The organism is Palleronia marisminoris (assembly GCF_900172315.1).
GTDB classification, from domain to species: Bacteria; Pseudomonadota; Alphaproteobacteria; order Rhodobacterales; family Rhodobacteraceae; genus Palleronia; species Palleronia marisminoris.
The window spans coordinates 15017-39179 of the sequence record NZ_FWFV01000015.1 but is presented as its reverse complement, the minus strand read 5'-3'; the positions used below and the strand labels follow the sequence as shown (position 1 = coordinate 39179).

General features: G+C 65.5%; 22 protein-coding genes. 7 read left to right on the top strand and 15 right to left on the bottom strand.

The features are described 5' to 3' along the window. Nucleotides 1–22 precede the first annotated feature (22 nt). Both PAM7066_RS17135 and PAM7066_RS17130 read right to left on the bottom strand, forming a co-directional pair. Nucleotides 23–766 carry a FadR/GntR family transcriptional regulator gene (locus PAM7066_RS17135; RefSeq protein WP_085855443.1) on the bottom strand — a complete coding sequence of 248 codons (744 nt, stop codon included), beginning with the start codon at nt 764–766 and terminating at the stop codon, nt 23–25. 412 nt (nt 767–1178) lie between these two features. Further along, nucleotides 1179–1487: a hypothetical protein gene (locus PAM7066_RS17130; protein ID WP_085855442.1), complete on the bottom strand. Its 309-nt coding sequence runs from the start codon at nt 1485–1487 to the stop codon at nt 1179–1181. Nucleotides 1488–1852: 365 nt separating this feature from the next. On the opposite strand from PAM7066_RS17130, the gene PAM7066_RS17125 reads away from it, so the two are divergent. Then, nucleotides 1853–2497 (top strand): glutathione S-transferase family protein, encoded by a 645-nt coding sequence (locus tag PAM7066_RS17125; RefSeq protein ID WP_085855441.1) that lies wholly within the window; start codon nt 1853–1855, stop codon nt 2495–2497. Between the two features lie 623 nt (nt 2498–3120). Here PAM7066_RS17125 and PAM7066_RS17120 read toward each other — a convergent pair. Genes PAM7066_RS17120 through PAM7066_RS17100 form a run of 5 tightly spaced genes read right to left on the bottom strand, consistent with a single transcriptional unit; the run spans nt 3121 to nt 8392 of the window. Beyond that, nucleotides 3121–4023, bottom strand: a complete 903-nt coding sequence (locus tag PAM7066_RS17120) for an SMP-30/gluconolactonase/LRE family protein (protein WP_085855440.1) — start codon at nt 4021–4023, stop codon at nt 3121–3123. Then, on the bottom strand, nt 4020–4985 hold the full coding sequence (locus PAM7066_RS17115) for an ABC transporter permease (protein WP_085855439.1): 966 nt from the start codon (nt 4983–4985) through the stop codon (nt 4020–4022). The genes PAM7066_RS17120 and PAM7066_RS17115 overlap by 4 nt, the downstream gene beginning before the upstream one ends. Further along, nucleotides 4978–5916, bottom strand: coding sequence for an ABC transporter permease (locus tag PAM7066_RS17110; RefSeq protein WP_085855438.1), 939 nt, complete (start codon nt 5914–5916; stop codon nt 4978–4980). Before PAM7066_RS17110 ends, PAM7066_RS17115 begins: the two co-directional genes overlap by 8 nt. Beyond that, a complete protein-coding gene (locus PAM7066_RS17105) occupies nt 5913–7358 on the bottom strand; it encodes a sugar ABC transporter ATP-binding protein (RefSeq protein ID WP_085855437.1) in 1446 nt (481 codons plus the stop codon). The genes PAM7066_RS17110 and PAM7066_RS17105 overlap by 4 nt, the downstream gene beginning before the upstream one ends. Nucleotides 7359–7369: 11 nt before the next feature. Next, a complete protein-coding gene (locus tag PAM7066_RS17100) occupies nt 7370–8392 on the bottom strand; it encodes an ABC transporter substrate-binding protein (RefSeq protein ID WP_085855436.1) in 1023 nt (340 codons plus the stop codon). A 224-nt stretch (nt 8393–8616) separates the two neighbouring features. Between PAM7066_RS17100 and PAM7066_RS17095 the strand changes: the two genes are divergently transcribed. The 5 genes from PAM7066_RS17095 (at nt 8617) to PAM7066_RS17075 (ending at nt 13763) form a co-directional block, all read left to right on the top strand. Beyond that, complete coding sequence (locus tag PAM7066_RS17095; protein WP_085855435.1) at nt 8617–9861, top strand: GAF domain-containing sensor histidine kinase; 1245 nt, start codon at nt 8617–8619, stop codon at nt 9859–9861. Next, on the top strand, nt 9858–10574 hold the full coding sequence (locus PAM7066_RS17090; RefSeq protein ID WP_085855434.1) for a response regulator transcription factor: 717 nt from the start codon (nt 9858–9860) through the stop codon (nt 10572–10574). Before PAM7066_RS17095 ends, PAM7066_RS17090 begins: the two co-directional genes overlap by 4 nt. 206 nt (nt 10575–10780) lie before the next feature. Next, nucleotides 10781–11794: a TRAP transporter substrate-binding protein gene (locus tag PAM7066_RS17085; RefSeq protein WP_217639997.1), complete on the top strand. Its 1014-nt coding sequence runs from the start codon at nt 10781–10783 to the stop codon at nt 11792–11794. 72 nt (nt 11795–11866) lie between these two features. Further along, entirely contained in the window at nt 11867–12454 is a 588-nt protein-coding gene (locus PAM7066_RS17080; protein WP_085855433.1) for a TRAP transporter small permease subunit, read from the top strand. Then, the gene (locus PAM7066_RS17075) at nt 12447–13763 is read left to right on the top strand and encodes a TRAP transporter large permease (protein WP_085855432.1); all 1317 of its coding nucleotides are present in this window, start codon (nt 12447–12449) and stop codon (nt 13761–13763) included. The genes PAM7066_RS17080 and PAM7066_RS17075 overlap by 8 nt, the downstream gene beginning before the upstream one ends. A gap of 48 nt (nt 13764–13811) precedes the next feature. Here PAM7066_RS17075 and PAM7066_RS17070 read toward each other — a convergent pair whose 3' ends face one another. Together PAM7066_RS17070 and PAM7066_RS17065 are read right to left on the bottom strand one after the other, a co-directional pair. Then, complete coding sequence (locus PAM7066_RS17070; RefSeq protein WP_085855431.1) at nt 13812–15593, bottom strand: IlvD/Edd family dehydratase; 1782 nt, start codon at nt 15591–15593, stop codon at nt 13812–13814. Between the two features lie 52 nt (nt 15594–15645). Continuing rightward, entirely contained in the window at nt 15646–16581 is a 936-nt protein-coding gene (locus tag PAM7066_RS17065; RefSeq protein WP_085855430.1) for an NAD(P)-dependent oxidoreductase, read from the bottom strand. A gap of 218 nt (nt 16582–16799) precedes the next feature. On the opposite strand from PAM7066_RS17065, the gene PAM7066_RS17060 reads away from it, so the two are divergent. Beyond that, entirely contained in the window at nt 16800–17930 is a 1131-nt protein-coding gene (locus tag PAM7066_RS17060; protein WP_085855429.1) for a fumarylacetoacetate hydrolase family protein, read from the top strand. Nucleotides 17931–17982: 52 nt separating this feature from the next. Here the strand turns inward: PAM7066_RS17060 and PAM7066_RS17055 are convergent, their stop codons facing one another. The 6 genes from PAM7066_RS17055 to PAM7066_RS17030 are packed head-to-tail and all read right to left on the bottom strand — an operon-like array spanning nt 17983 to nt 24121. Next, complete coding sequence (locus PAM7066_RS17055) at nt 17983–18648, bottom strand: ThuA domain-containing protein (protein WP_085855428.1); 666 nt, start codon at nt 18646–18648, stop codon at nt 17983–17985. Continuing rightward, nucleotides 18645–19721, bottom strand: a complete 1077-nt coding sequence (locus PAM7066_RS17050; RefSeq protein WP_085855427.1) for a Gfo/Idh/MocA family protein — start codon at nt 19719–19721, stop codon at nt 18645–18647. Before PAM7066_RS17050 ends, PAM7066_RS17055 begins: the two co-directional genes overlap by 4 nt. After that, nucleotides 19718–20728 (bottom strand): ABC transporter ATP-binding protein, encoded by a 1011-nt coding sequence (locus tag PAM7066_RS17045; RefSeq protein WP_085855426.1) that lies wholly within the window; start codon nt 20726–20728, stop codon nt 19718–19720. The genes PAM7066_RS17050 and PAM7066_RS17045 overlap by 4 nt, the downstream gene beginning before the upstream one ends. Beyond that, nucleotides 20721–22358 (bottom strand): glycoside hydrolase family 43 protein, encoded by a 1638-nt coding sequence (locus PAM7066_RS17040; protein WP_085855425.1) that lies wholly within the window; start codon nt 22356–22358, stop codon nt 20721–20723. The genes PAM7066_RS17045 and PAM7066_RS17040 overlap by 8 nt, the downstream gene beginning before the upstream one ends. Before the next feature lie 3 nt (nt 22359–22361). After that, nucleotides 22362–23192, bottom strand: coding sequence for a carbohydrate ABC transporter permease (locus PAM7066_RS17035; RefSeq protein WP_085855424.1), 831 nt, complete (start codon nt 23190–23192; stop codon nt 22362–22364). Beyond that, a complete protein-coding gene (locus PAM7066_RS17030) occupies nt 23189–24121 on the bottom strand; it encodes a carbohydrate ABC transporter permease (RefSeq protein WP_085855423.1) in 933 nt (310 codons plus the stop codon). The genes PAM7066_RS17035 and PAM7066_RS17030 overlap by 4 nt, the downstream gene beginning before the upstream one ends. Between the last annotated feature and the right edge of the window lie 42 nt (nt 24122–24163).

Sequence of the window (24163 nt, the reverse complement as noted above, 5' to 3'; positions counted from 1 at the left end):
ATCCTCCCTTTGGATTTCAGCTTCATGCCCCTTCGGAGCCTTTCCTGTAGGCTTCGATCAGGCTCTTGCGACGGACCTCGTCGCCAATCGCGAAGTGTTCCCGAAGCCTTTGATCGGCCTGGTCGGGGTCCTTTGCGACTATGGACAGGAACACCTCGCGGTGCGCCTCGCCCAGGTCTCCGATGATCTCGGGATTTCTGTAGGTCGTCTTTCGACGCTCGACGTGGCTGAGCTGTAGCAGTTCGGCGAGCGCGCCATAGAGCGTTGTCAGAGACCGGCTGTGGCTCGCCGCCACAATCGACTGGTGAAACATGAAGTCGGCCTTTCCACCCTCTTCGGGATCGCCGAGCGTCTTGATCAGAACTCCCAGCCACTGCCCGATTCTGGCGAGATCCGCTTCATTCGCACGACTGCAGGCCAAACGGATCGCTTGGCATTCGATCGCCATGCGCGCCTGCATCGTGTCATCCAGGATGTCCTGCTCTTGTGAAAGGCAGAAAGTGAAGAAATCGGACAGGACCCGGATGTCGGCTTTGCCGATGTAGGTGCCGCTGCCATGCCGTACGTCCAACAGCCCCAGCATCGACAGCGACCTGAGAACTTCGCGCAGCAGCGGCCGGCCCACCTCCAGCTCAACCGCGAGTTCGCGCTCAGGCATGATGCGATCGCCGACCTTCAGTTCGCCGCGAAGCAGTCGCTCCTTGAAATACGCGACGATCCGCTTCGAGCCGGGCTGCTTGCTCTCGCTGACAAGGACTTCGTTCATGCCGCCTGCTCCTCCCAAAGCGCCTCAATGGTGGCTCAAGTGTACTACCACACGCAATAGGTCTCTCATTTTCTACGTCGCAACTAGGGAATTCTCCACACTCTCACAGTGCAGAAGTTGATTTTCATATTCAAATCAACTTGTTGCACTAGACACAGATTTCCGAAACATGGGCACAATTGGTAAGACCACTTAACGCATGACAGCCGGAACCGAGGTGGTAGGTGCGCTGGGTGTCTCGACTTCCGCACAAGAGTGTCCCCGCCCCGGCCGCCCGGATTCCGCAGCTGCCACCCCAACTAGCCGACCATTTCCATCACGACGGCACGCCCGAAGCGGCGAGGAGTGGAGTTCGCCGCGCGCGCCAACAACGCGGGTCGATCTCAGGCCGACGTCTCCGAGCAAACGCAGATCAAGGCCCTGATTTGATCAGTACGAAAGGAAGGATCGTCAGGTACATCGTTAGCGCATAGAGGTCCGATGGCATCGCGATCCGCGTGAAATCCGTTGCGGTCTCAATGATCACGTCCAGGGTGACTCCATGGGCCAGTTCTGGATCGCCGCCTCGACCGCAATCTCGATCCTCTCCGTCACTGAGGTAGAAATAGAGGCGCCCCATCATCCAGCCCGTCACGGCCATGGTTGCTGCCAACACGAACAGCACCGGTCCGACGGCCTCGAGGCCGGTCTTCAGCAAAGGCAGGTTGTTCGCGCCACTCAAGACTAGCCCGCAACATCGTGAGGTCTTGCCGATCGATGCCAAGGCTATCCTCGCGATTGAGGGGGACGGCGTGAAGTTCGAGCGTGAATCCGAGATCCCCCGTTGGGGACGGTGTGCGGCCCCCGAGGGGTCGCGGCTACCGGTTTGTCTGAGTGGTGGCCACCGCGCGGACAACGGCAATGCGTTTGACACCTCACTTCCGCGCCGGGAGTGACGTCGGCCTTAAGCGCGCAGTGGCCGTCCGAGCAGCTTGGCGGATTACCGCTTCGAGCTCTTGGTGTCGAATGCCGGTGCTTTGTGACGGTTTGGTTTTTTGAAACATAGGATCGCAAACAAGGCCCGGAATCACTTCAAGCACGCGCAACATGCCGATGATCACTGCGTTCGAGACATCCCCAGACCGAGGCGCAGGCTTGGCCCGAGATATGCGCATCCGCTGGGCACTTGAGGAAACCGGTCAGCCGTACGATGTGCGCTTGGTGACATTCGAGGAGATGAAGGAACCTGCTCATCTTAAGCTTCAACCATTCGGGCAAATTCCGACTTCCGAAGATGATGATCTGTCGATGTTCGAGTCGGGTGCCATCGTATTCCACATCGCCGAACGTCATGGGGAACTGTTTCCGACGGACAAAGCGACACGCGCGAAGGCAATAAGCTGGATGTTCGCGGCGTTGAACACGGTTGAGCCACCTATCGTAGAGCGCGCCTACGTGAGATACATCGAGGCGGGCAAAAGCTGGCAAGCCGAAAGGCTCGCAATGGTGGATGAGCGGATCAGAACCCGACTAGACCAACTCGCTGCCACCCTTGGCAAATCCGAGTGGCTCCAGGCTTTCAGTGCGGCCGATATCTTGATGGTCCACGTATTACGCAGGCTTGAGGGTTCGGGGATCATCGACGAGTATCCGGTGGTGTCCGACTACATCACGCGGGCTTCGGAGCGACCCGCCTATAAGCGAGCATTCGAAGCGCAACGCGATGTTTCTCGGAAGGCTCCCTCGGCTTAGAAGCGGACGTTGAACCTGTTGGTTCCGATGGCAACTCCGCCCGCGGTTCGGGTGGCCTGCTGACTGACCGGCCGGCGGCACATGATCGTTTCGAACTCGAATCATCTGCCAAAGGTTCAGAGCCGAACCGCACTGTTATCCTCGCGCCGTTCCTCAATGCCGAGTACGGTACATACAGCCGTTTAAGAGAATTGCCGGCGTCGTATACGAAGTGTCCCTCCATCTAGACACGCTGCAGCTTCTATTCTCACGGCCCCCCCGGCCGATCCGCCTAGGGATCTCTCCCGAGCACCCGTAACCCGGTAGTCTATACCGTTGCGGGTCAAGTTCTCCGAGTTTCTCGCGGGCGTCACGTATGTCTATGGCGAATTCCCGGACGGCCAAGCGATTATCGTCTAGGACGTTCGCAGCGTCACCGGAACGCGCGGAACGATCTGTATCTGCTGCGGATCCTGCAGAGATGCACGTTTCCAAGCGGGACGGTCACCGCATCCGACAAGAAATGCCCGCAGGGTTCATAGGCATACTCGACGGCCGAGGACGCTGAGGGAAGCTCGGCTACGGGCCCTAGTCGACACTCGCTTGCCGCGTTTTCGCGGACGAAAGGGCGGCAGCAACAGGCATTACGCCGCTGCTCGGGCATTCAAAGGCACGGAATAGACCGACGTCGTGGCAGTGATGTAGAGCCTGTTCCCCCGCGGCCCGCCGAAGCACAGGTTCGAGACGACCTCCGGCACCAGGATCTTTCCCAGCAGCGCGCCGTCCGGACCGAAGCAATGAACCCCGTCGGCTGCCGAGCACCAGAGACGGCCCTCGCTGTCCACGCGGAAGCCGTCAGGCAGACCCCGATCCACCTCTGCGAACACCCTCCCGCCGGAGATGCGCCCCTCGGACAGATTGAACGCGCGGATCACCGACAGCACGCCGGGATCGTGGCTCGACCCGGACTCGGCGACGTAGAGGATCCGCTCGTCGGGGGACAGCGCCAGCCCGTTCGGCTGCGTGAAGTCGTCGATCATCGGGGCCAGCGAGCCATCCGCGTCGAGGCGGAAGACATGCCTTGCGCGCTGCTCGGGTTCGGCGACATGGCCTTCGTAATCGCTCAGGATCCCGTAGGTCGGGTCGGTGAACCAGATCGCACCGTTCGACTGCACGATTACGTCGTTGGGAGAGTTGAGCCGGCGGCCGTCGTAGCCGTCGGCCAGAACGGTGATCTGTCCGGAATGCTCGGTCCGCGTGACGGAGCGCGTGCCGTGATGGCAGGTGACGAGCCGCCCTTCACGGTCGCGCGTGTTGCCGTTGGCGTAGTGCGAGGGCTGCCGGAACGTCCCGACCTGCCCGTCCGGGGTCAGCCGCATCATCCGGTCCCCCGGAATGTCCGAGAAGAGCAGCACCTGCAGGTCCGCGAACCAGACCGGCCCCTCGGTCCATTCGAACCCCGTCGCCAACTGCCGCAGATGCGCGTTGGGCTGGATCAGGGCCCGGAACCGCGGATCGACGATCTCGTAGGGGTTCGCGAAGTTCATTGGGGGTCCCTGCCCGAGGCTGCGGCGACGATCCCGATGATGATCGCGCCGGTGATCATGAGACGGAAGCCGGCACCGAGTCCGTAGGAGTTCAGCATCGAGACGATCAGGAACATGAACAGGGCCCCGCCCCAGATCCCCGGCACGTTCGAATAGCCCCCCGCGATCGAGCAGCCGCCGATGACGACGACCGCGATCGAGATCAGCAGGTACTCCGTCCCCATGTTGAGAGCCGCACCGCCCGAGAAACTGGCGAGAAGGTAGCCCGTGAATCCCGCCAGCACTGCCGAGCCGATGAAGGTCAGGGCGCGGACCATCTCGACCGGGACGCCGCTGAGCCGGGCCGCGCGCTCGTTCTGCCCGAAGGCCGAGATCCAGCGCCCGAACGTCGAGCGTTCCAGCAGGACCCAGGCGGCAAGCGCCACGGCAAGTCCGACGAGGGCAACGTTCGGCACCCCCAGAAGCGTCCCGGTGGTGAAGTCCGACAGGGCCTGCGGGGGCTTGATCCGAAGCCCGCGGTTCGACCAGATCGCCAGCGATTGATAGAGGAACGATGCCGAGAGCGTCGCGATGATGGGCGGAATGCGAAGCATCCGGATCAGCAGGTAGTTCGCCACGCCGGCGCTGAAGCCCACTCCGACCGCCACTACCAGGCCCGGAAGGATCAATCCCGCCGACCCGCCCATGAACTTCAGCGAAAGCGTCGCGGCCAGAGTCATCGTCGCCGGGATCGACAGGTCCACGTTTCCAGGCCCCAGCGTGATGACGAACATCTGCCCGATACCGACAATGGCCGAAAAAGCCGCGAAGGTCAGCGCCGCCTGGATCAGGTCTATGCCGCCGCCGCCGTCGATCAGTAGCAGCGTCGCCCCGTAGGCTGCTGCGCTGGCGACCCAGGCCCAGAACCACGGGCGCCGGCTCAGTGCGATGAAGGACGGACGGTTGACGCTGGTGTCAGCCATGCTGTGCCTCCTTGCGCCGGCCGTTTCGTGCGAAGACCAGCCGCACCGCGAGGACGAGGATCAGGATCGCCCCCTGCGCGCCGATTTGCCAGTCGGGAGAAAGGCGCATGAACGACAGGAAGCTGCCCGCCAAGGCCAGGGTCAGCGCCCCGATCACCGCCCCCACCGGAGAGACGCGCCCGCCCGTGAACTCGCCGCCGCCAAGGATCACGCCCGCGATCGACAGGAGCGTGTAGCGCAGCGCGATGTTGGCGTCTGCCGAGGTGGTCAACCCGACCAGAGTGATGCCCGACAGCACGCCGAAGAACCCGGCAAGCGCGTAGGCCCCTGCCCTCAACCGGATCACCGACCAGCCCGAGCGAGACACCGCGCGGGCATTGCCGCCGACGGCGCGCAGGATGGCTCCCGTCGAGGTCCGCATGACGACGAAATGCGCCACGGCCGCCAACAGGACGCTGGCGACGATGGCCATCGGCACCAATGGCGGCTTCGCCGTCATCAGCGCCCGGATCCATCCCGGCGCGGATCCGCCCGGCGAGGGCAGGATAAGGACGGCAAGGCCGCCCCAGACAAAGGACATGCCGAGCGTCACCACGATCGCCGGAAGTTGGCGCGCCTCGATCAGCGCCCCCAGTGCGGCATAGACGGCGATGGCGCCCGCGAGGATCAGCAGGCCGACCAGCGGCGCGTCGTTCAGGAACGTGGCGGTGACGCAGGCGACGAAACTGACGAATGTGCCCGTGGACAGGTCGATGTCGTTGACCATGATGATCATCATCTGCGCCACGGTGGCCAGCGCGATTGGCACCGCCAGATTGAACAGCAGGTTGAGCCCGAAATAGCTCATCGCCCGCGGCTGCATGTAGAAGACGGCCGCCAGCAGCACGGCGAGCGACAGGACCGGCAGCAATATGCGGAAGCGAGAGCTCATTCCGCGGGTTCCTTCATCTCGAACGAGGCGGCGAGGATGTGCTGCTCATCGATTTCGTCCCCGGTCAGTTCGGCCGAGATGCGCCCGTTGCGGAACACGAAGACGCGGTCGCACTGGCAGACTTCCTCGGTCTCGGTCGAGTACCACAGGAAGGTGCGCCCTTTGGCCGCCTCGGCGCGGATCATCTCGTAGGCTTCGCGCTTGGTGCCCACGTCGACGCCGCGCATCGGATCGTCCATCACCACGATCGGCGCGGTCGAGGCAAGCGAGCGGGCGAACAGCACCTTCTGCTGGTTGCCCCCCGACAGCGACAGGATCGGGTTGTTCATGTTGTCGGTCCGGATGCCGATGCGCTTCTTCCAGTCGGCGCCCAGGCGATCCTCGGCCTCGCGATCGACGATGCCGCGGCGGGACAGCGCGGGAAGCGTGGTGAGGGTGGCGTTCCGCAGGATCGACCAGAGCGGCATGATCCCGTCGCGGCCACGGTCGCCGGCGACGAAGACCACCTCAGGGTGGCGCGCGTGGCGACGCCCCTTCGAGCGCGACAGGAAGAAGCGCGCAAGTGCCTCGGCCTGGCCGTGTCCGGCAAGGCCCGACAGGCCGACGATCTCGCCCCGGCGGGCGGTCAGGCCCTCGTCTGTGCGCAGGACCTCGTCGCCGATCCGCTCGGCGGCCGAGGTCTCCTTGCGCGCCTCGGCGGGTGCCGTCGCGACGTGGCCCATCGCGTCGATCAGGCCCTGCTGCGTGAATTCGTTGCGCGGCCGGCTGTCGGTGATCCGGCCGTCCTTCATCACGTCGATGCGGGTGGCGACGTCGAACACCTCGCCGAGCATGTGCGAAATGAAGATGACGGCGCCGCCTCGATTGCAGAAGTCACGGACGTGATCGAGCAGTTGCCGCGCGATCGACGCGTCGAGGGACGAAGTCGGCTCGTCCAGGATCACGAGCCGCGCCGGAACCGCGCCCTCGGCAAAGCCGATTGCGATCTCGACCATCTGCCGCTCGGCCAGGGTCAGGTCGCCGACCGTCATGCGGGGCTGAAGCCGGTGACCGGGAAAGACGGTGTCGAGCGCGTCCGCGATGCGCTGCCGCGCGCGCCGGCGCCAGCCCGGCCCGGTCAGGTCGCGCTGCGGTATCCGCAGGTTCTCCTCGACGGTCAGGTTCGGGCAGAGCGACAATTCCTGAAACACGCTGCGGATGCCCGCGGCCCGGGCGCTCGCCGCCCCTGTGCCGGTGGTCCGGTAGGTGACCGTGCCGGCGGTCGGGGTGAGCCCGCCGTTGATCACGTTCACCGCGGTGGACTTGCCCGCCCCGTTATGGCCGATCAGCCCGACGCATTCGCCAGGCCGGATCGTCAGCGACACCCCGTCGAGCGCGCGCACGGCACCGAAATGCATGCGCGCGTCCGATAGGGCAACCAGAGGTGACTCATCGGTTGCCATCGATATTGCCGTTATTGTGCCTGGGCTTCTTCAATCACGGCCTTGGCGTCTTCGAGGCTGTACTCCACATTCGCCACCGAGCCATCTGGCGTGCTGGCCAGCGCCTCGTCCAGATTGTCCTGCGTGACCTTGAGGAACGGCACGGTCAGGTCCTTCGGGACATCGGCCCCCTCCAGCACCTGCTGTGCCACCCAGAAGGCCAGCGTCGCCACGCCCGGCGCGATCGACAGCGACATGGTTTCGTAGCCATTCGCATCCCGCTGATCGGCCCACCACTGCATCTCGTCCTGGCGGTTGCCCATGACGATGATCGGCATGTCGCGCCCGGCCGCCTTGATCGCCTGCGCTGCACCATAGCCGTCGCCGCCTTGCGTCACGACGCCGACGATCTCGGGCAGGCTGGGAAGGACGCCGGCCACGGCCTTCTGCGCCACGTCCTGTGCCCAGTCGCCGTGAACTTCGCCCACGATCCCGAACTGCGGGTTCTCTTCGACGCCCTGCTGGATGCCGGCATGGATCTCGTCATCCACGAAAACGCCGGCGAGACCACGGATCTCGAGCAGATTGCCGCCCTCGGGCAGTCGCTCGGCGAGGTAATCGACCTGCTGGCGGCCCATCTCCTGGAAATCGACCGCGATGCGCCAGGCGCAGGGTTCGGTGACGATCCCGTCGAAGGACACCACCGTGATTCCGGCCGAGCACGCCTCGGCAATCGCACCGTTCAGCGCGGTGGGCGACGCGGCGTTGACCACGATCGCGTCATAGCCCTGCAGGATCATGTTCTGGATCTGCGCGGCCTGCTCGGTCGCCTGGTTTTCCGAGGTGGTGAAGGTGTCGGCGGCGGCGACGGTGCCTTCCTCGACAGCTTGCTGGCCCACCTTCTCCCAGCTTTCCAGCATCGCCTGACGCCAGGAGTTGCCTGCGTAGTTGTTGGACAGCGCGATGCGCGCATCGCCGGTCTGGTCCTGTGCCAGCGCCGGCATTGCAACGCTCAGAAGCGCCGCTGCTCCGAGGAGCTTCGCCTTGGTATTCATGGTTCCTCCCTCAGCGCAATTCTGCGCCGTTATTGTCGATCTCGCATCTCTCCCCCGAGATGAAATTCAACGATGCGCGCGCTTTGACCCCCAGTAAAGACACGGGGCCGCATGCCATCTGCGGGTTCCCGCAACCGCCCTGCGCAGAGCCGCCCCGGCCGGTGCTTGCTGGAGCGCGGGATGTTGGCGCAGACTGCGCGCTGCCGGAGAGGAGCTTGTGACACATGGGCAAACTTGATCAGGACGCCGCGCGGTCCACCGTCAATCCGCTCGAGTCGCTGCTGCGCATCTCGAGCCACCTTGCCGGACAGGTCGAGATCCGCACCGCGCTGCGGGCCGTGAAGGCCGAGATCGAGAACATCGTGGCGATCGACCATCTCGACGTGTGCCTGATCGACGACCGCGCCGAGTGGAACACCAGCTACGAGGTCGGGATCCGCACGCGGTGGAGCCAGTCGCGGACGCTGGTCGCGCTGTCTCCGATCCGGCGCATCCTGCTGGGCGAGACGGATCACCTGCTGACCGGAAACGCGATGGAGGACCCCCGCTACACCTATTCCGGGGCGATTTCGCAGCCGATCTTCCGCCACGGCCTGCGCAGCCGCGTCAACGTCGCGATGAAGGTGCTCGGGCGGACGGTCGGGGCGCTGAACTGCTCGTCCCGGCAGGCCGACCTCTATGACGAGTCGACCGTGGAACGCGTGCGTCACGTCGCGGACGTGCTCGCGCCCTACTTCTATTCGCTTGCCCAGAGCGAGAAGGCCAAGCAGGCCGCCATTGTTCGCGCCGAGGCGCAGGCCCGCGAAGAAGGATTGCGGCAGGGCGCGCTGGAGCTGACCCGCGTGCTCGAACAGGAACGTCAGCGGATCGGAATGGATCTGCACGACCAGACGCTCGCGGACCTGACGCGCCTGATGCGCGATCTGGAGCGCGGGAACGGCGCACCACCGGACGGCGACGAGATACAGGCGCGGCTCAAGAACTGCATCCAGGACCTGCGGCGGATCATCGAGACCGCCGTGCCCAGCCTGCTGGAGCTGTTCGGCTTCGCCCATGCGCTGCGGATTCACCTCGAACGCGCGGTGGCCAATCCGAGGGTGGAGCTTTCGGTGACGGACCGCACCGGCGGCGAGGTCGATGTGATCGACGACACAGCACGCACCGCCCTGTTCCGCATCGCGCAGGAGGCAATCAACAATTCGGCCCGACATGCCGGGGCAAGCCGCATCTCGGTCGAGGTGTGGCGCGACGGTGCGGATCTGGTGCTCGCCGTCGAGGACGACGGAAGCGGCGCCCCGGAAGAGCCCGATTGCGCGACCGGACGCGCCCGCGGAGGCATGGCGCATATGCGCACCCGGGCGCGGCTGATCGCGGCCGAGTTCCGGCTCCGGAGCGAGGGCGGCACCCGGATCGAGGTGCGCCTGCCCGGCCGCGCGTCTCGGCCCCTCGCGCAGGGAGCGGGCCGATGAAGGTGCTTCTGGTCGAAGACGACAAGTTCCACGCCCGCTATCTCTACGACACCGTCCGCGAGGCGTTGCCCGAAGCAACCGAGATCCTCTGTGCGACCAACGGGCGCGAAGGCGCCGAGACGGCGCGGCGCGCGCAGGTCGGCGCGGCGGTGATGGATCTGCATATGCCCGACCGGAACGGCGTCGATGCCGCGCGCACGATCTGGGCAGAGCGGCCCGAGACCCGCATCCTGTTCTGGTCGAACTATTCGGACGAGGCCTACCTGCGCGGCATCGCCCGGATCGTGCCCGCCGCATCCTCCTACGGATACGTGCTGAAGACGGCGGCCAAGGCGCGGCTGCAGCTTGCCCTCCGCGCGGTTCTGCTCGAGGGGCAGATCGTCGTGGATCAGGAAGTCCACCGCGCGCAGCAGCGCCACATCCGCACCCATGACGCCCTGACCGACAGCGAACATGCGGTCCTGCTCGACATGGCCCTGGGTCTGCCGGACAAGGTGATCGCAGAGCGCACGGGGCTGTCGCTGCGCACGGTCCAGAACCGGCTGCTTTCGCTCTACGACAAGCTCGGCGTGACCGATCTGCCGTCGAATACCGGGCCGCTCTCGGTCAACAAGCGCACCCGCGCGATCAGCCGTGCCCTCAGCCTGCGCGCGATCAATGCAGAGAGCCTCGAAACCGCCGAACAGGATCTGCGCAAGTGGCTTCAGACGTAAGGCCTGGAATCACGAGGTCGGACACCTGTCGTCGGTGGTAGATCGCTCGAGCGGACGGCACGCCTGAAGCACATGAGCGGCCCGCCCGGCTCCGCAGCCCGAATCCTTGCGTCACGTGGGGCTTTGATAGACAGTCCCCCCATCGTTTCGCGAGGAGTGCCCGCCGGCTTGGTGGGGTCCGAGCGAATTTCAGGGAGGAGAGAACGATGATGAAGTCAATGCTTGCCGCAACGGTCGCAGTGGCGGCGCTGAGCAGCGCCGCGCTTGCACAGGACAGCTTCGACTTGCGTTTCCAGAGCAGCGACAACTCCGGTACCGCTGCATTCGAGGTTCAGCAGGCCTGGGCCGAACATGTCGGTGAGATGTCCGACGGCCGGATCAGCGTCGAGATGCTTCCGGTCGGATCGATCGTCGAATACAACGAAACCCTCGACGCGGTCGGGGCCGGCATCCTCGACGGTCATATCACCGACAGCTCGTATTTCACCGGGAAGGACGCCGCCTTCGCGCTGATCGGCAACCCGGTCGGGGCGTATTCCTCGCCCGAAGAGCTGCGCGCCTTCTTCGACGATGGCGGCGGCACCGAGCTCTACAACGAGATCCTCAACCCGTACGGCGTGCAGTTCATCGGCCCGGCGGCGCAAACCGCGGAATCCATCCCCTCGGCGGTGCCGATCGACTCGGTCGAGGATTTCGACGGGGTCAAGATGCGCGCGCCCGAAGGCATGGTGCAGTCCGCCTTCGCAGCGGCAGGCGCTTCGCCGGTGAACCTTCCCCAGTCCGAGGTGTTCACCTCGCTCGACAAGGGCGTGATCAGCGCGGCCGACGCCACGACGCTTGCCACGAACCACTCGATGGGCCTTCACGACGTCGCCAAGCATCCGATCTGGCCGGGCTTCCATTCGCTGCCGCTGAACGAAGTGTCGATCAGCAAGTCGACATGGGACGAGATGTCCGAAGAAGATCGCCAGCTCCTGACCGAGTCGGTGGTCTGGTATGCGGACGAACTGGCAGAACGTATCTCCGCTCGCGACGAGGAAGTCGCCGAAGAGCTGCGTGCGCAGGGCGACGTGACCATCCATAGCTGGGGTGAAGACGAAAAGCGCGAATTCCGTCAGATCGCGCAGGATCAGTGGGCTGAATATGCCGGGCGTTCCGAGAGCGCGCAGCGCGTCTTCGATGCGCTGACCAGCTACCTGACCGAGCAAGGCCTGCTCTGACGGAACTCACCGGCCGATTTCGGCTTTGCCGGGCGAGCGCTCTCGCCCGGCCTCCAACATCCGAGGTCACGTATGGAAACTGACGACACGGTGCGTGACGAGACCGTCACGCCCCAGGACCCGCTTTCGGCCGCTTTGGCGCCGCTCGGACGGATTGTCAGCCTCGCCTTCCTTCTGGTGACGTTCTTCACCTTTTACGAAGTGACGATGCGATACGCCTTCAATGCGCCGACATCATGGGTACACGAGACGACGATCGCCATGACCGCGATCTGTTTCGCTTTCGGAGGCGCCTATTGCCTCGCAATCGACAAGCATATTCGGGTCGTCCTGATCTACGACGCGATCCCGCCCGCGGCCCGACGCTGGCTGGACGTCGCCATCTGCATCGTGGGCTGCCTGGCTTGTGCCCTCATGTCCTGGGCCGCGTGGAGCCTCGCCTTCAGGTCGTTCTACACGCCCGCCGGGATGTTCCGGCTCGAGACCAGCGGCAGCGCCTGGAACCCCCCGACCCCGGCGATCGTGAAAGCGGTGCTCTTCCTTACGCTGTGCACGATGACACTGCAGTTCGCGTTGCAGGTCGTCCGTCACCTTCGACGCAACCCGGATGACGATCCGCCCCGAGGGGCGGACGAGAAGAGGGCTTTCGAGGATGCTTGATCTTTCCTCCCTCGGCATCGGCGGCGGCAGCCTCATGATGTTCGGGATGCTGCTCGTCCTTCTGGTCACGGGCATGCCGCTGGCCTTCGTCACGATCCTGGTGGCGCTGATCTTCGCCCTCGGTTGGTTCGGCACGATGGCGGTGCCCATCGTGACCACCCGGATCTACTCGTTCATCACGCAGTACGTGTTCGTCTCGGTGCCGATGTTCGTGCTGATGGCCTCTCTGCTCGACCGCTCGGGCATCGCCCGCGACCTCTTCGACGCGATGCGGCTGGTGGCGGGACGTGTCCGCGGCGGGGTCGGCGTCCAGACGCTTCTGGTCGCGGTGATCCTCGCGGCGATGTCGGGCATCATCGGCGGCGAGATCGTCCTTCTGGGCCTGCTCGCGTTGCCGCAGATGCTTCGGCTGGGCTACGACAAGAAGCTCGCCATCGGTATCGTCTGCGCGGGCGGTGCGCTCGGAACGATGATCCCACCGTCGATCGTGCTCATCATCTTCGGTCTCTCCGCGAACGTGTCGATCGGCGAGCTGTTCACCGCCTCCTTCGTCCCGGGCGTGATGCTTGCCGCGCTCTATGCCGGCTACGTTCTGCTGATCGGTTACTTCCAACCGCACAAGGCCCCGGTGCCCACCGAAACCGATACGCGCCCGCTGGCCGAGAGGTTGACCTTGCTGAAGGGCCTGATCCTGCCGCTGATGGTTGTGGTCTTCGTGCTGGGCTCTATCTACGGCGGCATCGCCTCGGTGACGGAGGCCTCGGCGATCGGCGTGATCGGCGTGATGCTGTCGATCGTCCTGCGCCGCGAGATGAGCATGACCCTTCTGTCGGACGCCGCTCTGCAGACGCTCAGGACCTGCGGCATGATCGTCTGGATCGGCGTCGGCGCCACGGCCCTGATCGGCGTCTACAACCTGATGGGCGGGATCGATTTCATCGAGCAGTTGCTTCTCGGCGTCTCGGACAACCGGCTGGTGGTCCTGATCGTGATGATGCTGATCCTGACCGTGCTCGGCATGTTCCTCGACTGGGTCGGCATCGCGCTTCTGACCGTGCCGATCTTCGTGCCGATCGTGGTCGAGCTGGGTTACGATCCGATCTGGTTCGGGGTGTTGTTCTCGTTGAACATGCAGATCTCGTTCCTGTCGCCCCCCTTCGGGCCGGCCGCGTTCTACCTGAAAAGCGTTGCGCCACCCGATATTTCGCTCGGGACGATCTTCACGTCACTCTTGCCGTTCATCGGGTTGCAAGTTCTGGCGCTTGCGTTGGTCATCGCCTTCCCCGAGATCGCTCTCTGGTACAGGTAGACCAACGGGAAACGGGCCGGCCAAGCGAAAGGCCGGCCCGTTTGCCTTTCAGTGGTTGTCGCGAGGCAGGTCGCGACTGACTCCGCGGTAGGCGGTGGCAAGTTCCAGGCAGCCGCCCTCGCCAAGCTGGCCGACATGTGTCCGGTAGATCTCTTGCCAGGGCGTCTGGTTGCGGATCTCGGGCGGCTGCCAGGCGTCTCGGCGGCTCTGCCATTCGGCTTCGTCCACCAGGGCATCCATCGTGCAGGCATTCAGGTCCAGCCGGACCCTGTCGCCGGTCTTCAGGTAAGCCAGGCCTCCTCCGACGACAGCTTCGGGCGACGCGTTCAGGATCGAAGGGCTTTCCGAGGTGCCCGATTGCCGTCCGTCGCCGACCGTCGGCAGGTGGGTTACCCCCTTGCGCAATACCGCATCGGGCGGCTGCATGTTCACGACCTCGGCCGATCCGGGATAGCCGATGCAGCCGACGTTCCGGATGAAGAGGATCGTTTCCTCGTCGATCTCGAGCGCGGCGTCATTGATGCGGTCGTGGTAGTCCTCGGGACCTTCGAAGACCACGGCGCGCGCCTCGTAGATGCCCTCGTGGCCCGGCTGCTCGAGAAAGCGGGCGCGGAACTCGGGCGAGATCACCGACGTCTTCATCAGGGCGGTGTCGAAGAGATTGCCGCTCAGGACGAGGAAGCCCGCGTTCTCGCGCATGGGACGGTCGTAGGACCGGATCACTTCCCGGTCCAGAACCTCGATCCCGGCGAGGTTGTCCCCCATGCTGCGCCCCGAGACGGTCATGCAACCCTCGTGGATACGCCCTGCCCTTGCAAGCTCGGCCATCACGGCCGGAACGCCGCCGGCGCGATAGAAGCTCTCGCCCAGGTATTCGCCCGCCGGCTGCATGTTGAGAAGAAGCGGGACGTCGAAGCCGACGCTTTGCCAGTCGCGGGTATTCAGCTCGACCCCCGCGTGACGCGCCACGGCGACCAGATGCGGTGGTGCGTTGGTCGAACCGCCGATCGCGGAGTTGGTCACGATCGCGTTCTCGAAGGCTTCCCGCGTCAGGATGTCGGACGGCTTTAGATCCGCGTAGACCATCTCGACGATGCGCTGGCCGGTCTGGTAAGCGGCCTCCATCCGTTCGCGGAACGGCGCGGGGATCGCGGATTGGCCGGTCAGCGTCATGCCGAGCGCTTCGGCCAGCGCGTTCATGGTCGAGGCCGTGCCCATCGTGTTGCAGTGGCCCAGCGACGGCGCCGAGGCGCAGACCCGGCTCATGAACTCGTCGTAGTCGATCTTGCCCTCGGCCAGCAGGCGGCGGCTTTCCCAGATGATCGTGCCCGATCCGACGCGCTTGCCCTTCCACCAGCCGTCCAGCATCGGGCCGCCGTTCAGGGCGATCGCCGGAAGGTCCGCCGTGGCCGCGCCCATGAGCAGCGCCGGCGTGGTCTTGTCGCAGCCGGTGGTCAGCACGACGCCGTCGATCGGGTAGCCGTGAAGCACCTCGACCAGCCCCAGGTAGGTCAGGTTGCGGTCCAGCGCCGCCGTGGGGCGCTTGCCGGTTTCCTGGATGGGATGGACCGGGAACTCCATCGGGATGCCGCCCGCCGCGCGGATGCCGGCCTTGATCCGGTCCATCAGGAACACGTGGATCTTGTTGCACGGCGCGATGTCGCTGCCGGTCTGGGCGATGCCGATGATCGGCTTCTCGCCCTGCAGTTCCTCGCGCGTGTACCCCTGGTTCTGGTAGCGCTCGACATAAAGCGCGGTCATCCCCGGGTTGTTCGGGTTGTCGAACCACTCCTGCGACCGGAAGCGGCGGTTTGCGCGTGTATCACTCATGATGTCGTCCCTCATCCCTAGTATCTTGACCGACCGTCCCTACGGAGAAGCGTCACGTTTCGGCAGACCCTTCGCCCCCGGCCTGTACCGCCTCGGCCAGATCGACTCCGTTCTGACGTGCGACGATGTCGGCGAGCATCGGCACGTAGTCGCCGCCATGCCCGGCGCTTTCGGCGAGCTGAAAGCTGTTCGCGATGGCCGCGCCGAGCAGGTTCGCGATCCCGGCATCGCGCGCCATCGAGGCGGCATAGCGCGTGTCCTTGGCGCCGTTCTGGATGGTGAACTTGTGCGCCTCGGGATCTCGGCCGATCGCGTAGGCCATGAAGGTCTCGTAGAACCCGTTCGACATGCGGCTGGAGCCGATCACGCGGTGGATCGTCTGCGGGGTCAGCCCGGACTTGACTCCCATTGCCAGCGCCTCCGAATAGAGCGCGGCGTAGCCCATCGAAATGAAGTTCATGATCAGTTTCATGCGGTGGCCCGCGCCGGTGTCCCCGGCATGCGTGATGTTGCCGGCCCAGCATTCGATCACCGGGCGAAGGCGGTCGAACATCTCGGCGCTCGCGCCGACCATCGTGTCGAGCGTCCCGGCCTCGGCCTCCTTCGGCGTCCGCCCGAGCGGGGCGTCGACAAGCGTCATCCCCGCCGCCTCGAGTTCGGCGGCAAGCGCGTCCGTCGAGGTCGGGTCGGCGGTGGTGGTATCGATGACCACGAGCCCCGCATTGCCCGAGGCGAGAATGCCGTCCTCCCCGCGGATCACCGCTTCGACCTGTGCCGAGTTCGACAGGCACAGATGCACGATATCGCTGCGTTCCGCGACCTCGCGGGCGGATGCGCCCTCCTGCGCGCCCTGCCCGACCAGGTCGTCGACGGGGGCCCGGTTGCGGTTGCCCTTGACGACGAGCGGATAGCCCGAGGCGATCAGGTTCTTCGCCATGCCGTGGCCCATGTAGCCCACGCCTATGAAGCCGATGGTTGGTTTGCTCATCCCGGTCCTCCCTCCGATAACGGCGTTGCCCGGCAGCTGGTGCGGGCAGCGGCGGTTGATGCGTCCACCTGCTTGGGTATAGGAATCCATCGAACGCGCAACCGCGTGGCGGAGGAAATGATGGCGCTATCGTGGCAATCTGACAAGGACGGAACGGGCCGCCGGCCCCCTTCGACGAGGGACCTGTCCAACCCCACGCGGCACGGAGGGATCCCTGCATGAACATGGTTCTTCCCGATGGCGGCACGTTCGTGGGCCGGCTCTGGCGGCCCGGTCGTGGCCCTTGTGTCGTGGTGCTCCGGGACGGGGCGCTGGTCGACATCACCTGCCGCGAGGTCCCGACCGTGCGCGACCTGCTCGAACGCGACGACACGGTCGCCTTCGCGCGGGATGCGCAGGGCGAACAGGTGGTGATCCTCGATCCCGCCGCGGACGGGGACAGCGGCCAGCCGACCTTCCTTGCCCCCTGCGATCTGCAGGCGGTCAAGGCGGCGGGCGTCACCTTCGCGGAATCCATGGTCGAGCGAGTCATCGAGGAACAGGCGGCGGGCGATCCGGGACGCGCGGCCGACATCCGTGCCCGCGTGGCCCAGGTGATCGGAGACAGCCTGTCGGGGTTGGTTCCGGGCTCGGACCAGGCGGCAGAGGTCAAGCGCGTGCTGCAGGGCGAGGGCCTTTGGTCCCAGTATCTCGAAGTCGGGATCGGCCCGGACGCCGAGGTCTTCACGAAGTGTCAGCCGATGGCGGCCGTCGGACACGGAGCCGAGATCGGCCTGCACCCGAAATCGCGCTGGAACAACCCCGAGCCCGAAGTCGTCCTCGCGGTGACGTCCCGCGGCGAGATCAAGGGGGCGACCCTGGGGAACGACGTCAATCTGCGCGATTTCGAGGGGCGATCGGCCTTGCTTCTGAGCAAGGCCAAGGACAACAACGCCTCCTGCGCGATCGGGCCGATGCTGCGCCTTTTCGACGAGACATACGGGCTCGACGACGTGCGCGACGCCGAGGTCACCCTGCGCGTCGAGGGGCCGGACGGCTTCGAACTGGACGGGGTCTCGTCCATGCGCAAGATCAGCCGCGACCCGGCCGATATCGTCGCCCAGACCATCGGCCGACATCACCAGTATCCAGACGGTTTCCTGCTGTTTCTCGGCACGCTCTTCGCCCCGACGCAGGATCGCGATGCTCCGTCCGCCGGCTTCACGCACAAGGTCGGCGACGTCGTGACGATCAGCGAAGACAGGCTGGGCAGTCTGCGCAACATCGTGCGCCTGTCGACGGAAGCGCCGGAGTGGACCTTCGGGACCGGCGCTCTGATGCGCAACCTCTCGGGCCGAGGCTTGCTCTGACGTTGCAAGGGAAGAGGGACTCGATCCAGCTCGTCTTGGCGAAAGGGTCCCACTACGATCCTGCGTTGGACGTATCCGCGGCCCAGACCAGCCCCCGGCGCAGGATCTCGCGGGCCTCCGGGTGCGACAACTCGTGCGCCTGGTGGCCCAGGCTGGAATAGAAGACGCGACCCTTGCCGTATCGGCGCGTCCAGACGACGGGCATGACGGTGCCGGCGGTCTCTGGTGCGTGCTCGCCCGAGAATGTCGTGGTGGCGAGCACGTCGTTGCCCGGGTCGACATGCAGGAAATATTGTTCGGACCGGTAGTCGAAGCTATTGATCCCCGTCGTGATCGGATGCTCGGACTGCGCGACCTCGACACGGTAGTCGATGATGTCGCCGGGATGCGCGACCCACTGGCCGCCGACCATGAACTGATAGGGCGGCGAATCCCTGAACGCGTCCCCCATCCCGCCATGGAAGCCGCCGAGGCCGGTGCCGCGTCGCACCGCGTCGCATAGCCGGCCGATCGCCCCTTTGTCGGACGCGACTTGCGTGACCATCGGCACGATCAGCGCATAGCTTGACAGGTCGCCGGTGAGCAGAACGTCGGTGCCCTCGACCGACGTGACCTCCATCCCCTCGGTGCGGAGCATGTCCGAGACGATCGAGGCGCAGGATTCGGGCTCGTGCCCTTCCCAACCGCCCCAGAAGATCAATGCGCGTGGGTTGCTCATGCCAGTTCCTCGGTCATTGGCTGCGGTCGCTCGCAGTCGCTTGTTATCGTGATGGTGCGCTTTGCGTCGGCCGCGCGCTGGAGCGCGTCGATGGTCTCGAGCACATGCAGGGCCAGGGCGCCGCTCGCCCGGTGCGGCCGGTCGTCGCCGATCGCGGCGGCCATGTCGGCAAGGCCGATACCGCGCCAGTTGTCAGCGCCATGGGCGCGATCGGCGGCGGCGAGCGGGGCGCCGTCCCCGAACTCGACCTCGCCGTCGAACCGGTTGGGATCCGGGACGCGCATGGAGCCTTCGGTGCCGTAGATCTCGATCGGGCTGTGCCAATGCGCCTGCACGTCGAAGCTCATGGCAAGCTGAACCAGCGCACCGCCCTCGAACGCGAGAAGGCCCAGGATGTGGGTATCCGTCTCGACCGGAACGGTCTCTCCCGCCCTGTCGCCGGCGGCGATCCGGCGAACGGTGCGGGGCCGGGACGACAGCGAGGCGACCTCGCGCACCGGCCCCAGAAGATGGACAAGCGCGGTCAGGTAGTAGGGTCCCATATCCATCAACGGCCCGCCGCCGGGGGCGCTGTAGTAGAAGTCGGGGTTCGGATGCCAGCGTTCGTGCCCCGCGACCATCATCGTCGCGGTTCCGCCGATCGGCCGTCCGATCCGGCCACCGTCCAGCGCGGCGCGGGCCGCCTGATGACCGCCGCCAAGGAAGGTGTCGGGCGCGCATCCGATGCGAAGCCCGCGCGCATCGGCCAGATGGGCAAGCTCCTGCGCCTCGCCCAAGGTCGCTGCCAGCGGCTTCTCGAGGTAGAGATGCTTGCCCGCCTCGAGAACCTGTCGTCCGACCGGCGAATGTGCCGCGGGGACGGTCAGGTTGACGACGATGTCGATGTCGTCGCGGGCAAGAAGCGCCTCGACCGAAAGAGCGGGCACGTGATGCTCCGTGGCCGCGGCCTCGGCCGCCGCGGGGCGTTGGTCGGCCACGGCGCGCAGCGCGAGGCCGGGCAGACGCGCGATGTTCCTGAGGTAGATCCCGCTGATGACACCGCAGCCGATGATCCCGATGCTGGTCTCGCTCATGCAGGCACACGTTCGATCCGGCGGCCGTCCTCGTCGAAATGGTGCTGCCGTTCGGGATCCGCGCGAAGCTTCAGCCGCTCGCCGTCCTTCAGCCGCATGTGGCCCGGCAGGCGGACCGTCAGATCGCCCACGCCGTCCACCCGCACATGGGCGATGGTATCCGATCCCAGCGTCTCGACCACCCGGGCGGTCGCGTCCCAGCCTTCGCCCTCGGTCACTTCCAGGTCTTCCGGCCGGACGCCGACGGTGGCGATGTCAGGCCGCCCCAGCGACTTGCCCGGCACGAGGTTCATCCTGGGCGAACCGATGAAGCCCGCCACGAAAAGCGAGGCCGGCGTGTCGTAGAGGTCCATGGGCGAGCCGATCTGCTCGATCCGGCCCTTGTTCATCACGACGATCTGGTCGGCCAGCGTCATCGCCTCGACCTGGTCATGGGTCACGTAGATCATCGTGGAATCGATCGAGTGATGCAGCTCGGCCAGTTCCACCCGCATCTGCGTCCGCAGCGCGGCATCGAGGTTCGACAGTGGTTCGTCGAACAGGAACACCTTTGGGTTGCGCACGATCGACCGCCCGATTGCCACGCGCTGCCGCTGGCCGCCGGACAGTTCGGACGGCTTGCGGTCCAGAAAATCCTCGAGCGACAGGATGCGCGCGGCCTCGGCCAGTCGCTTCTCGCGTTCCTCGGCGGGCATCTTGGAAATCCGCAGCCCGAAATCGATGTTCCGCGCGACGCTCATGTGGGGGTAGAGCGCGTAGGACTGGAACACCATCGAGATGCCCCGCTTTGAGGGTTCCTCGCCGGTGACATCCTCGCCGCCGATGCGGATCGTGCCGCTGGTCGGGCGTTCCAGCCCCGCGATCAGGCGCAGAAGCGTGGACTTGCCGCAGCCCGACGGGCCGACGAGCACGGTGAAGGACCTGTCGGGCACCGTCAGCGACAGGTCGGGGATGACCGTCAGCTTGCCGAATGCCTTGGTGACGTTCTCCAGACGGACTTCAGCCATTCCGGGCCTCGTAGGTGAAGGAAAGGAAATCGGCCGGTCGCCCGCGCCCCGAGGTGTCGTGGGCGCACATGCCGACGAAGGCGCCGGTGAAGTTGTTGCCGGGGCCGTTCCCGGCCTCGTCCGAGATGGCCGATTGGTCGAGCACCACGCCGAGGTCGGTCCACTCGCCGTCCAGCGCATAGCGGAAGCGAAGTTCGGACCCGTCAACGTCGCAGCCGAGCCGGACAACCCCCTCGCCCGGCAGCTGCACGGGCTCGATCGGATAGCTGATCCGCGCATCGGGCCAGTCGGCGGCGCAGCTGTAGATCGTCAGCACGCGCGCGCCCTCCTCGTCGGCGGTGACGGCGAGGTAGTGGAACTTGTTCCGCCCGTACCACGCGATCAGCCCCGCGAAGTGCTGGTAGTCGCCGGGGGTCATCTCGATCTCGGTCTCGGCGGTGTAGGCCAGCGCGTCCTGCCGGCGGGCGACAAGGGAATGCTCGAACTGCGAACCGGGGCTTTCGCGACCGAACAGACGCAGGACGCCCGGCCGCTCGGTGACCGAGAACAGCCGGTCGCGTTGGGGGTTGCGCAGCCACTGGAATTCGGGCGGCAAGCCGTCCTCGAACGTGCGCTTTGCCGGGATGGGCTCGACGGGGGCCTCGGGCAGTTCGGGGCCGTCGATCTCGGCCGCCGGCGCGTTGCCGCCATGGGCGAGCCGGGGAAATTCGCCCTCGTCCCAGGTCAGGCGCTGGATCGCCGTCTCGCGCCCCAGGGGCGAGCGGCGGACGTCGTCGGAATGGATGCCCGCGCCGGTGACCGCCTTGCGCGTTTCGGGCAGCGGGCGCGAGCAGAGATGGACCATGAAATGCTCGCCCGTCTGGGTCTCGACGATGTCGGCATGGCCCGCGCGCTGGAGCGGATGATCGGGATCGGTATCCTTTGCGGTAAGGATGTGCTTGGCGGGATCGGTCTCGTAGGGGCCGAACAGGTCGCGCGACCGCGCCATCGTCGCGGCGTGGTCGTAGCCGGTGCCCCCCTCGGCCGTCAGCAGGTAGTACCACCCGTCCCGGCGATAGAGATGCGGCCCCTCGACCAGCTTGTGATCCGTCCCGCGATAGATGTTGTGAACCTCGCCCACGAGGCGCTGCCGGTCGACCGAATATTCCTGCATGACGATCCCGCCGAAACGGTCTCCGCCCTTGCGGTTATGGTTCCAGATCATGTTCAGAATCCACTTCCGCCCGTCCTCGTCATGGAACAGCGACGGGTCGAAGCCCGAGGAATTCAGGTAGACCGGATTGGACCACGGCCCTTCGATGGCGGGGGCGGTCACCAGGTAGTTGTGGCTGTCCTTCCACGCCCCGTCGCGGCGCTTCACGTCGGTGTAGATCAGCCAGAACTGGCCGTCCGCATGGGTCAGGCACGGCGCCCAGACGCCGCCCGAGTCGGGATCGCCGCGCATGTCGAGCTGCTCGGCCCGGTCCAGCGGGCGAGTGACGAGCTGCCAGTTCTTCAGGTCGCGCGAGTGGTGGATCTGTACGCCCGGGAACCATTCGAATGTGGACGTGGCGATGTAGTAATCCTCGCCGACGCGCACGATGGAGGGGTCCGGGTTGAAGCCGGGAAGGATCGGGTTCTGGATCTTCATGGATCAGCCTTTCACGGCGCCGCCAGTCAGGCCGGCGACGATGTATTTCTGGGCGGCAAGGAAGAAGATGACGGCCGGGACCAGCGACAGCGTCACGAATGCGAGCGTCTGGTTCCACTGGGTCACGTATTCGCCCCGGTACTGCATCATCCCCAGCGGCCAGGTGAACACCTCGCGCGAGTTCAGCACCACAAGGGGCAGCAGGAAGTTGTTCCAGCTTTGCACGAAGACGAAGACGCCGACGGTCGCCAGGATCGGGGTCGAAAGCGGCAGCGTGAACATGATGAAGAACCGGACGTAGCCGCAGCCGTCGATATAGGCGGCCTCGAACAGCTCCTTCGGGAGCTGCGCGAAGAATGTGCGGAACAGGAGGATCGCAAGGCTCAGTCCGAACGCCGTCTGCGGCAGGATCACCGCCCAGTAGGTGTCGAGCAGCCCCATGTCGCGGATCTTGATGAACAGCGGCAGGATCGCGGTGGCGAAGGGGAACATCAGTCCCAAGAGCAGGTACGAGAACAGGAAATCCGACCCGAAGAAACGGATCTGCGCGAAGACGTAGGCCGCGGCCGATCCCACGATCAGCGTCAGCACCACTGCGGCCGACGAAATCAGCATCGAATTGCCGAGGTACCGCCAGAAGGTCGGGTCAGTGACGATGGCGCCGTAGAATTCGAAGTTCCACGCGTCGGGCATTCCGAAGGCCGAGGTGCGGATCTCGGCATTCGTCTTGAAGCCGCCCATCACCGTGGCCCAGAGCGGCGCGAGAACGAAGCTCGCCACCACCAGAAGAAGCGCCAGCCGCGCGACGTTGCGCCAGACGTTTGGACGGATCATGCCGTGCCTTTCTTCATGAAGATGCGCTGGTAGAACACCGCCACGAGGACCGCGACGATGAAGAGCACCACGCCCACGGCGCTGCCGAAACCGATGCGCAGGCGGGTCAGCCCGAACTCGTAGAGATAGGTGACGATGGTCTGCGTCTGGTTGCTCGGTCCGCCATTGGTCAGCGGGATGATAACGTCGAAGACCTGAAGCGCGCCGATGATGGCGAAGAAGGCGCTGACCGCGATGGCCGGCTTGATATGCGGCACCTGGACGTAGCGAACGATCTGGGTGCGGCTTGCGCCCTCGATCTTGGCGGCCTCGATGTGGTCCTCGGGCACGCCCTGAAGCGCCGCGATGTAGATCATCATGTGGAAGCCGAAATACTTCCAGACGATCACGGTCATCACCGCGTAGAAGGCCAGTTCGCGGTCGGCGAGAATGAAGAAGCGTTCCACCCCGAGGGACGTGGCAATGGACGCCGTCACGCCGTAATTGCCGTCGAAGACGAAGCTCCAGATCAGGCCGGCGGCGACTTCGGCCATGATGTAGGGGACGAAGAAGATCAGCCGGAAGACCGCGTTCGTCGGGGTCTGACGAAAGATCAGCAGCGCCAAAAGCAGCGCCAGCGGCATCTGCACCAGCAGCGAGACGACGACGATCTTCACCGTGTTGCCCACGGCGACCGAAAAGACCGAGTGGCCGAACATCTGCTCGAAGTTCCGCAGCCCCACGAAATCCTCGGGCGTGCCGTAGCCGTTCCAGTCGTAGAAGGCGTACATCCCCGACTCGCCCAGCGGCAGGATCACGAAGAGCGTGAAGAGGATCAGCGCGGGCGGCAGCAGGATCAGCCCGGCGGTCAGCCGGCCGTTGCTCGCGGCGCGACGCATACGGTCTGAGAATGCCGGCCGGCGATCCGGCGGCACGGGGGTATCGGACATTTGGTCGGGCCCTCCCGGGGTCGTGGCGCGCCCCTGACGGGG